Origin of the sequence: uncultured Georgenia sp., assembly GCF_937958535.1 — a bacterium.
Taxonomy (GTDB): domain Bacteria; phylum Actinomycetota; class Actinomycetes; order Actinomycetales; family Actinomycetaceae; genus Oceanitalea.
The window spans coordinates 41,308-58,044 of the sequence record NZ_CALGNQ010000243.1; the positions used below are offsets into that span (position 1 = coordinate 41,308).

The 16,737-nt window shown below is 74.3% G+C and carries 11 protein-coding genes; 4 read left to right on the forward strand and 7 right to left on the reverse strand.

Going from position 1 to position 16,737, the window contains the following annotated elements:
- Nucleotides 1-4: 4 nt before the first annotated feature.
- The 6 genes from Q0195_RS12885 to Q0195_RS12910 all read right to left on the reverse strand — a co-directional run bounded on the left by Q0195_RS12885 (nucleotide 5) and on the right by Q0195_RS12910 (nucleotide 7,747).
- Nucleotides 5-1,195 (reverse strand): DNA polymerase III subunit delta', encoded by a 1,191-nt coding sequence (locus Q0195_RS12885; RefSeq protein WP_299279184.1) that lies wholly within the window; start codon nucleotides 1,193-1,195, stop codon nucleotides 5-7.
- On the reverse strand, nucleotides 1,192-1,821 hold the full coding sequence (gene tmk / locus Q0195_RS12890; protein WP_299279185.1) for a dTMP kinase: 630 nt from the start codon (nucleotides 1,819-1,821) through the stop codon (nucleotides 1,192-1,194). Before tmk ends, Q0195_RS12885 begins: the two co-directional genes overlap by 4 nt.
- A gap of 59 nt (nucleotides 1,822-1,880) precedes the next feature.
- The gene (locus Q0195_RS12895) at nucleotides 1,881-2,897 is read right to left on the reverse strand and encodes a Gfo/Idh/MocA family oxidoreductase (RefSeq protein ID WP_299279187.1); all 1,017 of its coding nucleotides are present in this window, start codon (nucleotides 2,895-2,897) and stop codon (nucleotides 1,881-1,883) included.
- Nucleotides 2,894-3,208, reverse strand: coding sequence for a hypothetical protein (locus Q0195_RS12900; protein WP_299279189.1), 315 nt, complete (start codon nucleotides 3,206-3,208; stop codon nucleotides 2,894-2,896). The genes Q0195_RS12895 and Q0195_RS12900 overlap by 4 nt, the downstream gene beginning before the upstream one ends.
- 93 nt (nucleotides 3,209-3,301) lie before the next feature.
- Entirely contained in the window at nucleotides 3,302-5,992 is a 2,691-nt protein-coding gene (gene topA, locus Q0195_RS12905; protein ID WP_299279191.1) for a type I DNA topoisomerase, read from the reverse strand.
- Nucleotides 5,993-6,196: 204 nt separating this feature from the next.
- A complete protein-coding gene (locus Q0195_RS12910) occupies nucleotides 6,197-7,747 on the reverse strand; it encodes a methyltransferase (RefSeq protein ID WP_299279193.1) in 1,551 nt (516 codons plus the stop codon).
- A 96-nt stretch (nucleotides 7,748-7,843) separates the two neighbouring features.
- Here Q0195_RS12910 and Q0195_RS12915 point away from each other — a divergent pair, with 96 nt between their 5' ends.
- From Q0195_RS12915 to Q0195_RS12925, 3 genes are all read left to right on the forward strand, one after another.
- Nucleotides 7,844-9,865 (forward strand): 5'-nucleotidase C-terminal domain-containing protein, encoded by a 2,022-nt coding sequence (locus Q0195_RS12915; RefSeq protein ID WP_299279195.1) that lies wholly within the window; start codon nucleotides 7,844-7,846, stop codon nucleotides 9,863-9,865.
- Between the two features lie 254 nt (nucleotides 9,866-10,119).
- Complete coding sequence (locus Q0195_RS12920) at nucleotides 10,120-11,043, forward strand: 3-methyladenine DNA glycosylase (protein ID WP_299279197.1); 924 nt, start codon at nucleotides 10,120-10,122, stop codon at nucleotides 11,041-11,043.
- Nucleotides 11,040-11,522, forward strand: a complete 483-nt coding sequence (locus tag Q0195_RS12925) for a hypothetical protein (protein WP_299279199.1) — start codon at nucleotides 11,040-11,042, stop codon at nucleotides 11,520-11,522. The genes Q0195_RS12920 and Q0195_RS12925 overlap by 4 nt, the downstream gene beginning before the upstream one ends.
- A gap of 262 nt (nucleotides 11,523-11,784) precedes the next feature.
- On the opposite strand, the gene Q0195_RS12930 is transcribed toward Q0195_RS12925, so the two are convergent.
- Nucleotides 11,785-14,094 (reverse strand): sodium-translocating pyrophosphatase, encoded by a 2,310-nt coding sequence (locus tag Q0195_RS12930; protein WP_299279200.1) that lies wholly within the window; start codon nucleotides 14,092-14,094, stop codon nucleotides 11,785-11,787.
- 187 nt (nucleotides 14,095-14,281) lie between these two features.
- On the opposite strand from Q0195_RS12930, the gene Q0195_RS12935 reads away from it, so the two are divergent.
- The gene (locus Q0195_RS12935) at nucleotides 14,282-16,735 is read left to right on the forward strand and encodes a DEAD/DEAH box helicase (RefSeq protein ID WP_299279202.1); all 2,454 of its coding nucleotides are present in this window, start codon (nucleotides 14,282-14,284) and stop codon (nucleotides 16,733-16,735) included.
- Nucleotides 16,736-16,737 lie beyond the last annotated feature (2 nt).

Sequence of the window (16,737 nt, forward strand, 5' to 3'; positions counted from 1 at the left end):
GAGTCTACAAGCGCGTTCCGTCGGCCTGCGGGCGCAGGCCGACCATCATCGCCTCGACGGCGAGCAGCGGTGCGACGTTGGCGGCGAGCCGGGTGCGGGCGGTCGCCACGGCGTCCATCCGCTGCAGGGTCTGCTCGGGGGTGGAGTCCGCGGCCAGCGAGCGCACCTCGGCCTCGAGGTCGGCGTTGACGAGGGCGACGTCGGCGCCGAGCTGGACGACGAGCACGTCGCGGTACAGCGACAGGAGGTCGACCATCGCCCGGTCGAGGACGTCGCGCTGGGCGCGGGTGGCCCGGCTCTTCTGCTCCTCCTCGAGGCGGCGCAGCTGCGACCGGACGTTGGGCGGCAGCCGGGTCTCGCCCTCGGCGCCCAGGGTGCGCAGCAGCTCGGCACGCTCGACGGCGTCCCGCTCCTCGGTGGCCGCCTTCCCCTCCGCCTGGGCGAGCTCGACGAGCTCGGCGGCGGCGAGCACCGCGTCGCCGACACCGCGCACCCGGTTCGGGACGGTGAGGATGGAGCGTCGCCGCTCCCGGGCCTGCGGGTCGGTGGCGAGCCGGCGGGCGACCCCGACGTGGCTCTGCGCGGCCCGCGCGGCGGTGAGCGCGACCCGCGGGTCGATGCCGTCTCTGCGCACGAGCAGCTCGGCGACGTCCTCGGGGGCCGGGACACGCAGCGAGACGATGCGGCAGCGCGAGCGGATGGTCGGGATGAGGTCCTGCGGGCTGGGGGCGCACAGCAGCCACACCGTCCGCGGCGGCGGCTCCTCGATGGCCTTGAGGAGGACGTTGGACGTGCGCTCGACCATGCGGTCGGCGTCCTCCATGAGCATCACCCGCCAGCCCCCCTGGGAGGGCGCCTGCTGCGCGTCGGAGACGATCGGGCGGATCTCCTCGATCTTGAAGCTCACCCGCTCGGTGGTGATGACCTGGAGGTCGGCGTGGGTGCCGGCGAGGGTCGTCGTGCACCCGTGGCAGCGGCCGCAGCCGATCTCCGCCGGGTCGGTGCAGGCGAGCGCAGCGGCGAAGGCGCGCGCGGCCACCGAGCGGCCGGAGCCGGGTGGTCCGGTGATGAGCCAGGCGTGGGTCATGCCGCTGGAGCCGGTCCCGCCGGCAAGGACCTCCCGTGCCGCCGCGGCCGCCGAGCGCAGCACGCCGACCGCCTGCGGCTGGCCGACGACGTCGTCCCACACACTCATCGGGCTGCCTCCACGAGCGGGGCGACGGCGGCGAGGACGGCGGCGTGGACGTCCTCCCGGGGGCGGGAGGAGTCGACGACGACGTACCGGTCCGGGTCTGCCGCGGCGAGGGCGAGGAAGGCGGCCCGCACCTCCTCGTGGAAGTCGTGCGGCTCGCGTTCCAGGCGGTCAGGGGTGCGGGACCGCCGGCCCGCCGCGGTCGCGGCGTCGACGTCGAGGACGACGGTGAGGTCGGGCAGCAGCCCGCCGGTGGCCCAGACCGACAGGTCGCGGATCTCCTCGCTGCCCAGGGCCCGGCCCGCGCCCTGGTAGGCGACCGAGGAGTCGATGTAGCGGTCGGTGACGACCACCGCTCCACGGGCGAGCGCGGGCCGCACGAGGGTGTGCACGTGGTGGGCGCGGTCGGCGGCGTAGAGCAGCGCCTCGGTACGGGGGTCGAGGTCCTCCCCGTGGAGCACCTCCTGCCGCAGCCGGCGTCCGAGCTCGGTCCCGCCCGGCTCACGTGTGAGCACGACCTCCCGGCCACGGCCGACGAGCCAGTCGCGCAGCAGCCGGGCCTGGGTGCTCTTCCCGGAGCCGTCCCCGCCCTCGAACGCGATGAACAGGGGCGCCGCTTCGGTGGTCACCGGCCCAGCCTAACGAGCCGCACGACCCTCTCGGACCGCCCCTGTGGAGGATGCTCGCCTCACTCGCCCGGGTAGGCGACCCCGACCTGGCGGCGGACCTCGTCCATCGTCTCCAGGACGGCGACGGTCTCCGCCCACGGAAGCGTCTCGGACTCCAGGCGTCCCGCGGCGACGCAGCGCGCCACCTCCGCGGCCTCGTACTGGAAGCCGCCCTCGTGCTGCGGGCGGACCGCGGTCCGCTCGTCGCCGCGGGTGACGGTGAAGGTGGTCGGCCCGTAGAAGGGGCCGTCGAGCTCGATCATCCCCTCCGTGCCGCTGACCGCGGCGCGGCAGGGCGTGCGGGCCCACAGCGTCGCCGAGCACACGGCGAGCGCCCGGCTGCCGTAGCGGAGCAGCACGGTCTCCTGGCCGTCGACGTCGGTGTCGGCGAGCGCACCGGAGGCGAGCACGGCGTCGGGGGTGCCGAGGATGTCGTGGGCGAAGGAGATCGGGTACACCCCGAGGTCGAGCAGCGCCCCGCCGGCGAGGACCGGGTTGAGCAGCCGCCCGTCCGGGTCGTGGTCGAGGCGTTGGCCGTGGTCGGCGTGGAGGCTGACGACCTCCCCGATCGCCCCGCTGCGCACCAGGTGACGGATCGCCACCATGTGCGGCAGGAAGCGGGTCCACATCGCCTCCATGACGAACACGCCCCGCTCGCGGGCGGCGTCGAACACCTCGCGGGCCTCGGTCGCGTTCCGGGTGAAGGCCTTCTCCACGAGGACGTGCTTGCCGGCGGCGATCGCCAGCAGGGCGTGCGCGCGGTGCTCGCTGTGCGGGGTGGCGACGTAGACCGCCTCGACGTCATCGTCGCCGACGAGGTCGGCGTAGCTGCCGTGCGTCCGCGGGATGCCGTGCTCGTCGGCGAACGCACGCGCCCGGGCGAGGTCGCGCGACCCGACCGCCACCACCTGTCCGCTGCTCAGCGTCGGCACCTGGCGGGCGAAGACGCGCGCGATCCCTCCGGCGCCGAGGATGCCCCACCGCAGCGGCGGCGCCGCCCGGGGGTCGGGGACGTCGGACAGGTCCAGCCGCGTCACCGGCGCCGCTCCCCGTCGGCCATCGGGTCGTAGCCGTACCCGGCGGCAGGGCTGTCGGGGCCGAGCGTCGAGACGCCGCCGGGAGGCTGCTGCCGGCGGCGGTGGAGCTGCTCGGCCGCCCGCCGGCGGAACCGGCTCGTCATGAGGACCTCGACGACGAAGACGACGACGAAGCCGCCGAGCAGCACCGCGGTCGGGACGACGTCGGCCGCCCAGAGCAGGACGAGCCCGACGGTGAGGAGCCCGCCCACCCAGACGACGGCGAGGAGCTGCTTGGCCTGCGGGGACGGCCCGGGACGAGGCTGCTGCATGGCCCCGATGCTGCCACACGCCGGTGTGCCCGGTGCGGCATCCCTCGTGCCCGGCCCGGCGAGCCACCGGGGAGCGGGCGTCCCCGGTGGCGGCTACTTCTTCGCGGCGGTGCTCTTCTTCGTCGTGGTCTTGCGCGTGGTCGTGCGGCGGGTGGTCGTCTTCTTCGTGGGCCCCTTGGCGCGCTTCTCGGCAAGCAGCTCGAAGGCGCGCTCCGGGGTGATCGTCTCCACGGCGTCGTCCTTGCGCAGGGTGGCGTTGGTCGTGCCGTCGGTGACGTAGGGGCCGAAGCGGCCGTCCTTGACGACGACCGGCTTGCCGCTGACCGGGTCCTCCCCGAGCTCGCGCAGCGGGGGCTTGGCCGTGGCCCCGCGCCCGCGCTTCGGCTGCTTGTACAGCTCCAGCGCCTCCTCGAGGGTGATCTCGAAGATCTGCTCCTCGCCCTCGGGCAGGGTGCGGGAGTCGGTGCCCTTCTTCAGGTAGGGGCCGTAGCGCCCGTTCTGCGCGGTGATCTCCTCGCCCGTCTCGGGGTCCACGCCCACGACCCGCGGCAGTGACAGCAGCCGCAGCGCGTCCTCGAGGGTCACCGTCTCCAGCTGCATCGACTTGAACAGCGACGCCGTGCGGGGCTTGACCTTCTTCTTGCCCTTGGCGGAGGCCTCCTCCTCGGGGATGACCTCGGTGACGTACGGCCCGAAACGGCCGCTCTTGGCGACGATGGTGCGCCCGGTCTCCGGGTCCACGCCGAGCTCCCGGCCGTCGGCGGAGCTCTGCTCGAGCAGCTCGCGGGCCTTCTCCACGGTGAGCTCGTCCGGGGCGACGTCGTCCGGCACGGAGGCGCGCCGCTCGCCGTCCGCCGTCTCGAGGTAGGGGCCGTAGCGGCCCACCCGCAGGGTGATGCCGTCGCCGATGTCGATGCTGTTGACCGCTCGGGCGTCGATGTCGCCGAGGCTCTCGACGAGCGCACGCAGCCCGTCGCGCTGGTCGTCGCCACGGTAGAAGCGGGAGAGCCAGGCGACGCGGTCCTCCTGACCGGCGGCGATGAGGTCGAGGTCGGACTCCATCTCGGCGGTGAAGTCGTAGTCGACCAGCCGCGGCAGGTACTCCTCGAGCAGCCGGATCACCGAGAACGCCAGCCACGTGGGCACCAGTGCCTGACCACGCCGGTCGACGTAGCCGCGGTCGGTGATGGTGGAGATGGTCGAGGCGTAGGTGGAGGGGCGGCCGATGCCGCGCTCCTCCATCGCCTTGACGAGGCTGGCCTCGGTGTAGCGCGGCGGCGGGGTGGTCTCGTGGCCCTCGGCGGTGACCGACTCGGTGACGACGACGTCGCCCTCCTCCAGGCGCGGCAGCCGGGTCTCGCGGTCGCTCTCGCGCTCGCCGTAGCGCTCGGCGTCGCGGCCCTCCTCGTAGGCGGCGAGGAAGCCGCGGAAGGTGATGACCGTGCCGGAGGCGCTGAGCTCGGCCTGACGGGTGGTGCCGTCGGCGAGGCGGGCGTCCGCCCGCAGCCGCACCGTGGCGGTGGACCCGCGGGCGTCGGCCATCTGGGAGGCGACGGTGCGCTTCCAGATGAGTTCGTAGAGCTTGAACTGCGCCCCGGTGAGCTGGCCGGCCACCTGCGCCGGGGTGCGGAAGGAGTCCCCCGCGGGCCGGATCGCCTCGTGGGCCTCCTGGGCACCCTTCGACTTCTGCGCGTAGATCCGCGGCTTGGCGGGCACGTAGTCGGCGCCGTACAGCTCGGTGGCCTGGGCCCGGGCGGCCGCGATCGCCTCCTGGGACAGCGCCGAGGAGTCGGTCCGCATGTAGGTGATGAACCCGTTCTCGTACAGGCTCTGCGCCGTGCGCATCGTCTCCCGCGCGCTCATCCGCAGTTTGCGGCTGGCCTCCTGCTGCAGCGTGGAGGTGGTGAACGGGGCCGCGGGCCGCCGGGTGTAGGGCTTCGTCTCCATCGAGACCACGCGCGCCTCGGCGTCCTCCAGCGCGGTCGCCAGCGCCGTGGCGGTGGCCTCGTCGAGGTGGACGACGTTCGCCTTGCGGGCGGACTCCCTCAGCTCGCCGTCGTCGCCGAAGTCCCGCCCGGTGGCGACCTTCGCGCCGTCGAGCGTGACGAGGCGGGCGTCGAAGGAACGACGGTCGTCCTCCCGCCCACCGGTGAAGGTGCCCTTGACGTCCCAGTAGGAGGCGGCGCGGAACGCCATCCGCTCGCGCTCCCGCTCGACCACCATGCGGGTGGCGACAGACTGCACGCGGCCGGCGGAGATGCGCGGCCGCACCTTGCGCCAGAGCAGCGGGGAGACCTCGTAGCCGACGAGGCGGTCGAGGATGCGGCGGGCCTCCTGGGCGTCGACGAGCCGCTCGTCGAGGTCGCGGGTGTTCTCCAGCGCGCGCTGGATCGCCTCGCGGGTGATCTCGTGGAAGACCATCCGCTTGACCGGCACCTTGGGCTTGAGCTCGTCCAGGAGGTGCCAGGCGATGGCCTCCCCCTCGCGGTCCTCATCGGTGGCGAGGTAGAGCTCGTCGGCGTTCTTCAGCGCCCGCTTGAGCTCGCTGACCTTCTTCTTCTTGTCCGGGTCGACGACGTAGTACGGCTCGAAGTCGCCCTCGACGTCGATCGCGAACTTGCCGTAGGGCCCCTTCTTCATCTCCGGGGGCAGCTCGGAGGGCTGGGGAAGGTCGCGGATGTGCCCGACGCTCGCCTCGACGTCGAACTCTGGCCCGAGATAGCTGCCGATCGTCCGCGCTTTCGCGGGCGACTCGACGATCACGAGCTTACGGGAACCGGCCACCGCCTACCTTCCTTCATCCACAGGGGGTGTCGGGGTGACGGTACCTGATGGTTCCGCGGGGCGGGGTCTCAGGTCCGCCTCGGCAGCCCCCGGCCGGGTGGACACGCCCGGTGTCGAGTGGGCGACGGCGGCTCGTGAGCTGCGGCAGCCCGGCGGCGCGGAGCAGGGCCGGCTGGTGGCGGGCCGCTCCCCCGGCCGGTCAGGTCAGGCGGGACGGAGGAACCCGTCGAGCACGAGCTCCCGCACGGCCGGCAGCACCTCGGCGGCGACGGCGTCGGCCGGCTGGTCGAGCAGCACGGACAGGCCGGCGACCACCTGCCCGAGGGTGAGCTCCCCGTCGCAGGCACCGACGGCTCCCGCGACGAGCGTGCCCGGTCGGTAGGTGCGGCCGAAGCCCTCTCCCTGCCGCAGCTGGAGCACCCGCGGGTCCTGCTCCCCGGGCCGGAGGTACCGCTCCTCGGTGACGTCCTGGGCGACGACGAGGCACTGGTCGGCGAGCGCCGCGTCGTCGTGCGCGGCGAGCCACTCGTGCGCGGCGAGGACGTCCGCGACGTGCCCGCCGAGCGGGCGGTGGACGGGGGTGTCCACCTCCTCGACGCGGTGCCACAGTCCGCGGGTGGCGTCGGCCGGGCGCCGCAGGGTGAGGTAGCCGAAGCCGACCGCCTCCACGCCGCGCGCCTCGAAGTCGTCGAGCCACGCGGTGAGCGCGGCGTCGAAGAGGGGGGTGCCGGGGCGCAGCCCGCCGTCGCGCAGCCACGTGTGGGCGTACTCCGCCGGGTCCTGCACCTCGCGCTGGACCACCCAGCCGTCGGTGCCGGCGGCGACCAGCCAGCCGGCGACCCGCTCGCGCCAGTCCTCCCCGGCGTGGTGCTCCCAGTTCCCGAGGAGCTGCGCCACCCCGCCGGGCGCGAGGTGGGCACCCAGGCCGGAGACGAGCTCGGCGACCAGCGTGTCCCCGGGCATGGCGCCGTCGCGGTACTCCATCACCGGCAGCCCGGCGGCGTGCGCCGCGGGCGGGGTGATGACGAAGGGCGGGTTGGACACGACGAGGTCGAACTGCTCACCGCGGACGGGGTCGAGCAGCGACCCCTCGCGCAGGTCGAGGGCGGTGCCGGCGAGCGCCGCGTTGAACGCCGCGAAGTCCAGGGCACGCCGGGAGACGTCGGTGGCGACGAGCTCGTCGGCGTGCCGGGCGGCGTGCAGCGCCTGGACGCCGCAGCCGGTGCCGAGGTCGAGGACGCGGCCCCGGTACTCGCGGACGGTGATCCGGGCCAGCGTCATCGAGGCGCCGCCGATGCCCAGGACGTGGTCGGCGCGCAGGCTCTGCCCGGTGGCGAGCTCGCCGAGGTCGGAGGCCACCCACCAGCGGGCGTCACCGGCGGCATCGGTCGCCTCGTAGGGGCGGAGGTCGACGACGGCGCGCACGTCGTCCTCGGGGCCCTCCCCCGCCGCGGCGACGAGCCCGAGGGCGACGGCTCCCGCTGTCGTCGTCCGGGGCAGCGCCAGGTCGAGGTCGCGGCGCGGGGCCGTTCCGCCGAGGAGGAAGAGGCGGGTGAGGACGGCGGCGGGCTCCCGGGACGCAGCGGTCACCCGGCGGGCGGGGACCGGCTCCTCCCGGGCGAGCGCGGCGGTCGCGACCGGGCCGAGCACCTCCTCGACCGCCGTCTGGGTGAAGGAGTCCGCCAGGTCGGCGCGGAGGTCGGCGACGCGTGCGGCGGGCAGGTGCGGCGGGGGCGGGCTGGACGGGCGCTGCATGTCCCGCAGCGTACGGCTGCCGAGTGTCGCCGGTCCCCGCTAGCCTCGATGGCGGTGCCCCCTGGCCCCTATGCCACCGACGACTGGAAGGTCCACATGCGCACCCGAAGAGCCCTGCCCGCCGTCACCGCGGCGGCCCTCCTCCTGGCGGCCGCGGTACCGGCCGCTGCCCAGCCCACCGACCCCGAGCGGCTCGAGCTCACGCTGCTCGCCACGACCGACGTCCACGGCCACGTCTACGACTGGGACTACTTCCGCGACCAGCCGTTCCCCGAGGGCAGCGGTCTCGGCCTCACCCGGCTCTCGACGATCATCGGCGAGATCCGCACCGAGAAGGGCCCGGAGTCGGTCCTGCTCGTCGACAACGGCGACACCATCCAGGGCACGCCGCTGACCTACTACTACGGCATCGGCGACGGGGCCGAGGCCGTCCTGGACGGCGAGGTCCAGCACCCGATGGCGACCGCCTTCAACTATCTCGGCTACGACGTCCAGTCGGTGGGCAACCACGAGTACAACTACGACCTGCCGCTGCTCGCCGCCTACGAGCGCGACATCGACTTCCCACTGCTCGGAGCGAATGTCATCGACGTCGACACCGGCGAGCCCTACCACCAGCCGTACGCACTCATCGACAGGGAGATCGGCGATGAGGAGGTGACCGTGGGCGTCATCGGGATGGTGACCCCCGGAGTGCGCGTGTGGGACCGCTCCTTCGTCGAGGGAGAGCTGGAGTTCCGCGACCTCGTCGAGACGGCGGAGCAGTGGGTGCCGGTCGTCGCCGAGCAGGCCGACGTCGTCGTCGTGGTCACCCACACCGGCCACGGCACCGTGCCCGACGAGGGCTACGACCGGTCCGCGCTGCACGAGAACGCGCTGGGGAACGTCGCCCGCATGGTGCCCGGGATCGACGTCGTCGTCGCCGGGCACAGCCACCAGGACCGTCCGGAGGAGATCGTCACCAACACCGCGGGTGAGCAGGTGCTCATCACCCAGCCGATGTTCTGGGCGCAGTCGGTGACCGAGACGACGCTCAACCTCGTCCCGGACGGCGACGGCTGGGCCGTCGACTGGTCGGAGGGGTTCGCACCGACCGCCGTCGCCCACTATGCCCGCGACGCGGAGGAGGACCAGGCCTTGCGGGACCTCCTCGCCGAGGAGCACACGGCGACGGTCGCGTACGTCAACACGCCGGTCGCCGAGTCGGTGACCGAGCTGCGCGCCGACACCGCGCACTACGAGGACACCCCGATCATCGACTTCATCAACCACGTCCAGCAGTCGACCGTCGAGCAGTTCCTCGCAGACCGGGGCGAGCTCGGCGACGCCACGGTCGTCTCCCAGGCCTCGCCGTTCTCCCGCAGCGCCGTCTTCCCCCAGGGGGAGGTCAGCATCCGGGACATCGCCGGGCTGTACATCTACGACAACTGGCTCCTCGGAGTCCGGCTCACCGGGGCACAGGTGCGCGACTACCTCGAGTTCTCCGCCCGGTACTACGCCGACCTCGAGGAGGGCGAGGAGTTCGACCCGGAAGTCCACACCAACGCCGTGCGCGGGGACCGCGCGATCCCGGACTACGCCTACGACGTCCTGTCCGGCGTGGAGTACTACATCGACGTCTCCCAGCCGGTCGGCGAGCGCATCACCGGGCTGTCCTACCCGGACGGCACCCCGGTGGAGGACGACGACGAGTTCGTCCTGGCGATCAACAACTACCGCCAGTCGGGCGGCCAGGGCTACCCGCACGTCGTGGACGCCGAGGTCGTGTACGACGAGCGCGTGGAGATCCGCCAGCTGCTCATCGAGTGGGCGCAGGAGCGCGGGGTCATCGACCCGGCCGACTTCTTCGTCGAGAACTGGTGGCTGATCGACGAGCCGCTGCCCGAGCCGGAGCCCACACCGGAGCCGACGCAGGAGCCGACGACGCAGGAGCCCACCACGCAGGAGCCGACCACCGACCCGACGGGGGACGCCACCACTCCCCCGGCCGGGGGCGGACCGGGCGGCGGAGCGCTGCCGTCCACGGGCGCGCCCGTCGGCGGCCTCGTCGGGGCGGCGGTGCTCGCCGTCCTCGCCGGTGCCGCCGCGCTGGCACAGCGCCGGCGGCTGACGATGTGACGGTTCGGTAGTCGACCGCAGGGGCGGGGTCCGCGCAGGCGGGCCCCGCCCCTGCCCTGTCCCGGGCGGCGGTGGCGGCGACGGGTCGCATGGCGCGCCCCCGTGGGGGGCGGCCCCCGCGTGCCCCGGGAGGCCGTGGGTGACGACGGGGCGCGTGGTGCCCGCCCTCGTAGGAGGCGGGCCTGGCGTGTCCCGGGAGCCAGTGGGTGGTGGTGACCGGATCGCGCCGCCGTCCGCCCTCGTAGGCTGGGCACATGGCAGTGGCGACGGTGGCGGTGGCTCCGCGGACGCTCCGCGCCCCGGAGTGGGTGCCGCTGGAGACGGCCCACCGCGACCGGGCGCGCGCGCTCACGGCCGCGCACCGGGCCCGCCGCGAGCGCGGGGAACGGCACGCCGTCGAGGACTTCCTCTACGACTACTACGCGCTGCGCGCCGGGCGCCTGGAGCGCTGGCACCCGGGGGTCGGGACCTGCCTGACAGGGGAGGACGCCGACCCCGACGCGGAGGCCCGCCTCGCCGAGCGGGCGCACCTGCGGTGGTACCGCACCACCGCCGACGGCGGGGTGGAGCTGGACGCCCCGGCCTTCCTCGCCGACCGGGGCCGCGACGTCCGCCGGCTCGGCATCCTCCTGCGCGCCACCGCCTCGCGGACGCCGCACCTGGGATGCCTGGGCCTGCACGAGTGGGCCATGGTCTACCGCCAGCCGGCAGGCGAGCGGCGCCACGCCCTGCCGCTGCGGCTGGGGCCGGAAGGGACGGACGCCGTCGTGGAGGCCCACCCGGTGCGCTGCTCGCACTTCGACGCCTTCCGCTTCTTCACCCCGCAGGCCCGGCCGCTCAACCGGCTGCAGCCGAGCCGCGCCACCCAGCCGGACCTGGAGCAGCCCGGCTGCCTCCACGCCAACATGGACCTCCTCAAAGCCGCGCTCACCCTGGGCCCGGCCTGCCCCGGGGACCTGCTGCTCGACTGCTTCGAGCTGGCCCGCGACATCCGGGTGCTCGATATGCGGGCCTCGCCGTACGACCTCACCTCGCTCGGGTACCCGCCGGTGGCGATCGAGACGGCGTCCGGGCGGGCGGAGTACGTCGCCGCCCAGCGCGCCTTCACCGAGCGCGCCGAGCCGCTGCGCGCGGCGCTGATCCAGGTGGTCGACCGGCTCACGGTGGCCGGACGATGAGCACGCTGCGTGCCCGCGCCGCGACCGCGCTCGCCTGCGCGGGGGTGTTCGTCCTCGCCGCGTGCGCAGAGCAGACCACCCCGGGCGGCGACCCCACCCCACCGTCGTCGCCGACGACCGACCCGGCGCCCTCGCCCCCGACGCCGCTGCCGACACTGCCGACCGACGCGCCCACCGCACCGCCGTCGGGCGAGCTGCCGCCGGAAGTCGACGCCGCGGTGGCGGACCTCGCCCAGCACCTCGGCGTCCCCACCGACGACGTCACCGTCGTCAGCTTCGAGGAGGTCACCTGGCCGGACGGCGCCCTCGGCTGCCCCCAGCCGGGCATGAGCTACACCCAGGCACTGGTGCCGGGAACCCGTCTGGTGCTCGAGGTCGACGATGTCGAGTACGCCTACCACGGCGGCCGGGACACCCACCTGGTGCGCTGCGACAGTCCGCGGCCGCCGGTGCCGGACCTCCCGGGCGAGGACTCCTGACCACCGGGCCGCGGTCCCCGCACCTGCCGCCCGGCACCACCCGGGACACGCCGGCCCGCCAGGACACGGCGACCCTGCACAGACGGAGCGGCACCGCCGGACGCCCGTCGCCTGCGCCCGGTCGCTCCGCCGGCCTGCGGTCGGCAAGCACAGCACGCGCTGCCCCTCGCCGCCGATGTCTCAGCAGCGAGGGGCAGCCCGTGGTGACGTCCCGCGCGGGCAGCGCGCCCGTGGTGCGCGCCGACCGGCCGTGACGCGTGAGTCAGCCGGCGGTGGCGGCCACCCGGGCGCGCGTCTCGTTCTCCTGGTCGACCTTGCGGGCGCGCAGCCGGGAGACCAGGACCGCGCCGAAGGCGACGGCGGCGGCGGCCAGCGCCAGCCCGATCCGCAGGGTGTGGTTGGCGTCGGCCGGGATACTCAGGTGGACCACGGCCGGCGCAATGAGGAGCGCGACGAGGTTCATCACCTTGATGAGCGGGTTGATGGCCGGGCCGGCGGTGTCCTTGAACGGGTCGCCCACGGTGTCGCCGATGACGACGGCGGCGTGCGCCTCGGACCCCTTGCCACCGTACTTGCCGTCCTCGACGATCTTCTTCGCGTTGTCCCAGCTCCCGCCGGAGTTGGCGAGGAAGACGGCCATGAGCACGCCGGCGGCGATCGCGCCGCCGAGGAAGCCGGACAGTGCACCGACCCCCAGGCCGAAGCCGACGGCGATGGGCGCGAAGGCGGCGAGCAGGCCCGGGGTGGCGAGCTCGCGCAGGGAGTCACGGGTGCAGATGTCCACGACCCGGCCGTACTCGGGGCGCACCTCACCGGTCATGATGCCCGGGTGCTCGCGGAACTGGCGGCGCACCTCGAAGACGATGGCGCCGGCGGCGCGGGTCACGGCGTCGATCGCCAGGCCGGAGAAGAGGAAGACGGTCGCCGCCCCGAGGACCACCCCGACCAGCGTGATCGGGGAGATGACCTGGTAGTTGAGCATCGAGGCGATGACGTCGTCGGTGATCTGCTCCGCGGTGACCCCGATCTCCAGCAGGGAGTTGGCCACGGCGTCGGCGTAGGAGCCGAAGAGCGCGGTGGCGGCGAGCACCGCGGTGGCGATCGCGATGCCCTTGGTGATGGCCTTGGTGGTGTTCCCGGCGGCGTCGAGGTCGGTGAGGATCTGGGCGCCCTCCTCGTCCACCTCGCCGGACATCTCGGCGATGCCCTGGGCGTTGTCGGAGACGGGGCCGAAGGTGTCCATCGCGACGATGACGCCGACCGTCGTCAGGAGGCCGCAGCCGGCGAGCGCGACGAGGAACAGCGCCAGCCACACCGACCCACCGGCGAGGAGGAAGACCCCGCAGACCGCGGCGGCGATGATGCCGGCGGTGTACACGGCGGACTCGAAGCCGACGCCGATACCGGCGAGCACGACCGTGGCCGCACCGGTCCGCGAGGTGCTCGCGACGTGGAGCGTGGGCCGGGCGGTGGTGCCGGTGAAGTAGCCGGTGAGCCACAGGATGACGCCTGCCAGGACGACACCGATGCCGACGGCCGCGGCGACGATGATGCGCGGGTCGCCGGGGTGACCCGCCAGGTCCTCGCTGATGCCGGTGATGGCCCCGAAGGTCGAGGGCAGGTAGAGGAACGCGGCGACCGCCGCGAGCACCACGCCCGCGAGCGCAGAGATGTAGAAGCCGCGGTAGATCGCGGTGAGGCCGTCCTCGTTGCCACGCACGCGGGTGATGGCGACGCCGAGCACGGCGACGACGGCACCGATCGCCGCGACGATGAGCGGGAAGATCATCCCCTGCTCCCCGAAGGCGGCCTTGCCCAGGATGAGCGAGGCGACCAGGGTCACGGCGTAGGACTCGAAGAGGTCGGCGGCCATGCCCGCGCAGTCACCGACGTTGTCGCCGACGTTGTCGGCGATCGTCGCGGCGTTGCGGGGGTCGTCCTCGGGGATGCCCTGCTCGACCTTGCCGACGAGGTCGGCGCCCACGTCCGCGGCCTTGGTGAAGATGCCGCCACCCACCCGCATGAACATCGCGAGCAGGGCTGCGCCGAAGCCGAAGCCTTCGAGGACCGCCGGGGCGTCGCCCTGGAAGATGAGGACCACGCCGGCGGCACCGAGCAGCCCGAGCCCGACGACGGACATGCCCACGACCCCGCCGGTGCGGAACGCGATGCGCGCCCCCTCCTGTCGGCCGTCGGAGTGCTTGGCGGCGGCCGCCACGCGCAGGTTGGCGCGGACGGCGAGCCACATGCCCAGGTAGCCGATGGCCGCCGAGAACCCGGCCCCGAAGAGGAAGGCGACGGCGCGGCCCACCTTGATGCCGCCGTCGCCGGGGAGCAGGAAGAGCAGCGCCAGGACGACGACGATGAACAGGGCGAGTGTGCGGAACTGACGGTTCAGGTAGGCGCTGGCCCCCTCCTGGATCGCCTGGGCGATCTCCCGCATCCGCACCGACCCCTCGTCGGCGGCGAGCACCTGACGTCTGAGGACCAGCGCGATGACCAGGGCGACGACCGCCAGTCCGGCGATGGCCCCCGCGATGGCCAGACTTGATCCACTCAACTCGTCGAGCATCCGCCCTCCTCGGCAGTGCCCACCTGCGCCCACGTCGACGTCGACGCACGGTGGCTGTGGGTGCGGCACGGTGGCCGCGCAGTGACCAGCCGAAGTCTACGCATGTCGGGGGGCCTTCCCGAAATGTTCGATGCTGCGGATCTCGATTATCCGCTTAGGGAGGAGGGCGGTCCTCCGGTGGACGGGGATGCCGGCGGTCCCCGTCAGCGCCGTCGGCGATGATGGCAGGGTGAGCGAGCTCCTCCCCCTGCTCGAGCGGCTCGGCCGCGACGACGGCCGGCTGCTCCACGTCGAGCGCGTCCCCGCGCGGGTTGGCCGCACCGCGCCGTGGCCAGGGTGGGCCGACCCGGACCTCGTCGCGGGGTACCGGCGGCTCGGGGTCGAGGCGCCCTGGGAGCACCAGGTGGAGGCGGCCGGGTCGGTGTGGGCCGGGCGGCACACGGTGATCGCGACGGCGACCGGCTCGGGCAAGTCCCTCGCGGCGTGGCTGCCGGCGGTGAGCGCGGTACGGGAGGGCGCCGAGGCCGCCGCGGGCCCGGGCGCCGGGCGGATCACCGGGTACACGCGGCGCCCCACCACCCTCTACCTGTCCCCGACCAAGGCCCTGGCGGCCGACCAGCTGGCCGGGCTGGAGCGGGTGCTCGACGCCGCCGGTCTGCGCGGGGTGCGGGCCTCGACCTGTGACGGCGACACACCGCTCACCGAGCGCGACTGGGCCCGCGACCACGCCGACATCGTGCTGAGCAACCCCGACTTCCTGCACTTCTCGCTGCTGCCCAACCACCGCCGGTGGCAGCGGCTGCTGCGCGGGCTGCGCTTCGTCGTCGTCGACGAGTGCCACGCCTACCGGGGCGTGCTGGGCGCGCACGTGTCTCTCGTGCTCCGGCGGCTGCTGCGGGTGGCCGAGCATTACGGCGCCCGCCCGACGATGGTGCTCGCCTCCGCGACGACGGGCGAGCCGGCCGCGACGGCCGCCCGACTCATCGGTGTCCCGCCGGAGGAGGTCCACGCGGTCGTGGAGGACACCGCGCCGGCGGGCACCCGGACCATCGTGCTGTGGCAGCCCGAGCTCACCCGTGAGGGGCGCGCGTGGCCGGGCGAGGGGGTGGACCTCCCCGAGGACCGGGCCGGTCTGGACGCCGCCGGGCCGCGGCGCAGCGCCTCGAGCGAGGCGGCCGGACTGGTCGCGCGCCTGGTCCGGTCCGGGGCGCGCACGCTGGCCTTCGTGCGGTCCCGGTACGGTGCGGAGTCCGTCGCCGAGCAGGTCCAGCACCAGCTCGCCGGCACCGGGCTCGCCGACCGGGTGGCGGCCTACCGGGGCGGGTACCTGCCCGAGGAGCGGCGGGCCCTGGAGCGGGCGCTGCGCGAGGGGGACCTGCTCGCCCTGGCCACGACGAACGCGCTCGAGCTCGGCGTGGACGTCTCGGGGCTGGACGCCGTCGTCATCGCCGGCTGGCCGGGCACGCGGGTGTCGATGTGGCAGCAGGCGGGGCGGTCGGGCCGGGCCGGGCGCGACGGTCTGGCGGTCCTCGTCGCCTCCCAGGACCCACTGGACGCCTACCTGGTCCACCACCCCGAGGCGGTGTTCGGCCGGTCCGTCGAGGTCACCACCTTCGACCCGGCGAACCCGTACGTGCTCGCCCCGCACCTGTGCGCGGCGGCGGCCGAGGTGCCGCTGACCGAGGCCGACCTGCCGCGTTTCGGGCTCCCCGACGACGCCCTGCTGCGCGTGCTCGTCGAGCGCGACCTGCTGCGACGGCGGCCCACCGGCTGGTTCTGGAACCTCGCCCGGCCCGAGCACCCGTCCTCGCTCACCGACCTGCGCGGCGGGCAGGGGCGCCCCGTCCAGGTGGTGGAGGCGGGCACCGGACGGGTGCTCGGCACCGTCGACGGCGCCCGCGCCGACGCCACGGTCCATCCCGGGGCGGTGTACGTCCACCAGGGGCGCACCTTCGTCGTCGACGCCCTGGACGACGACGTCGCCCTCGTCCACGCCGAGCCGGAGCTGTCCTACCGGACGAAGGCGCGCAGCTCGACGACGGTGCGGGTCATCACCGAGGAGGAGCACGCCGAGTGGACCCACCCCTCCGGGGCTCCCGTGCGGTGGTCGCGCGGTGCGGTCGAGGTGACCTCCCGTGTCACCGGCTTCGACCGCCGGCGGCTGCCCGGGCTGGAGATCGTCGGCTCCTACCCGCTCGACCTGCCCGAGCGGGTGCTGCAGACGAGCGCGGTGTGGTGGTCGGTGAGCGCCGAGGCCCTGGCCGCGGCCGGGGTGGGGCCGGATGTGCTGCCCGGGGCGCTGCACGCGGCGGAGCACGCCGCGATCGGTCTGCTGCCGATCGTCGCGACCTGCGACCGGTGGGACCTGGGCGGTCTGTCGACCGCCCTCCACGCCGACACCTTCGCCCCGACCGTCTTCGTCCACGACGCCTACCCCGGCGGTGCGGGGTTCGCCGAGCGCGGCTTCCGGGCCGCCCGCTCGTGGCTGGGTGCCACGCTCGACGCCGTCGCGGGCTGCGGCTGCGCGGACGGCTGCCCGAGCTGCGTCCAGTCGCCCAAGTGCGGCAACGGCAACTCCCCGCTCGACAAGGCGGGGGCCGTGCGGGTGCTGCGTTTCCTCCTCGCCGCCTGCCCGGAGTAGGG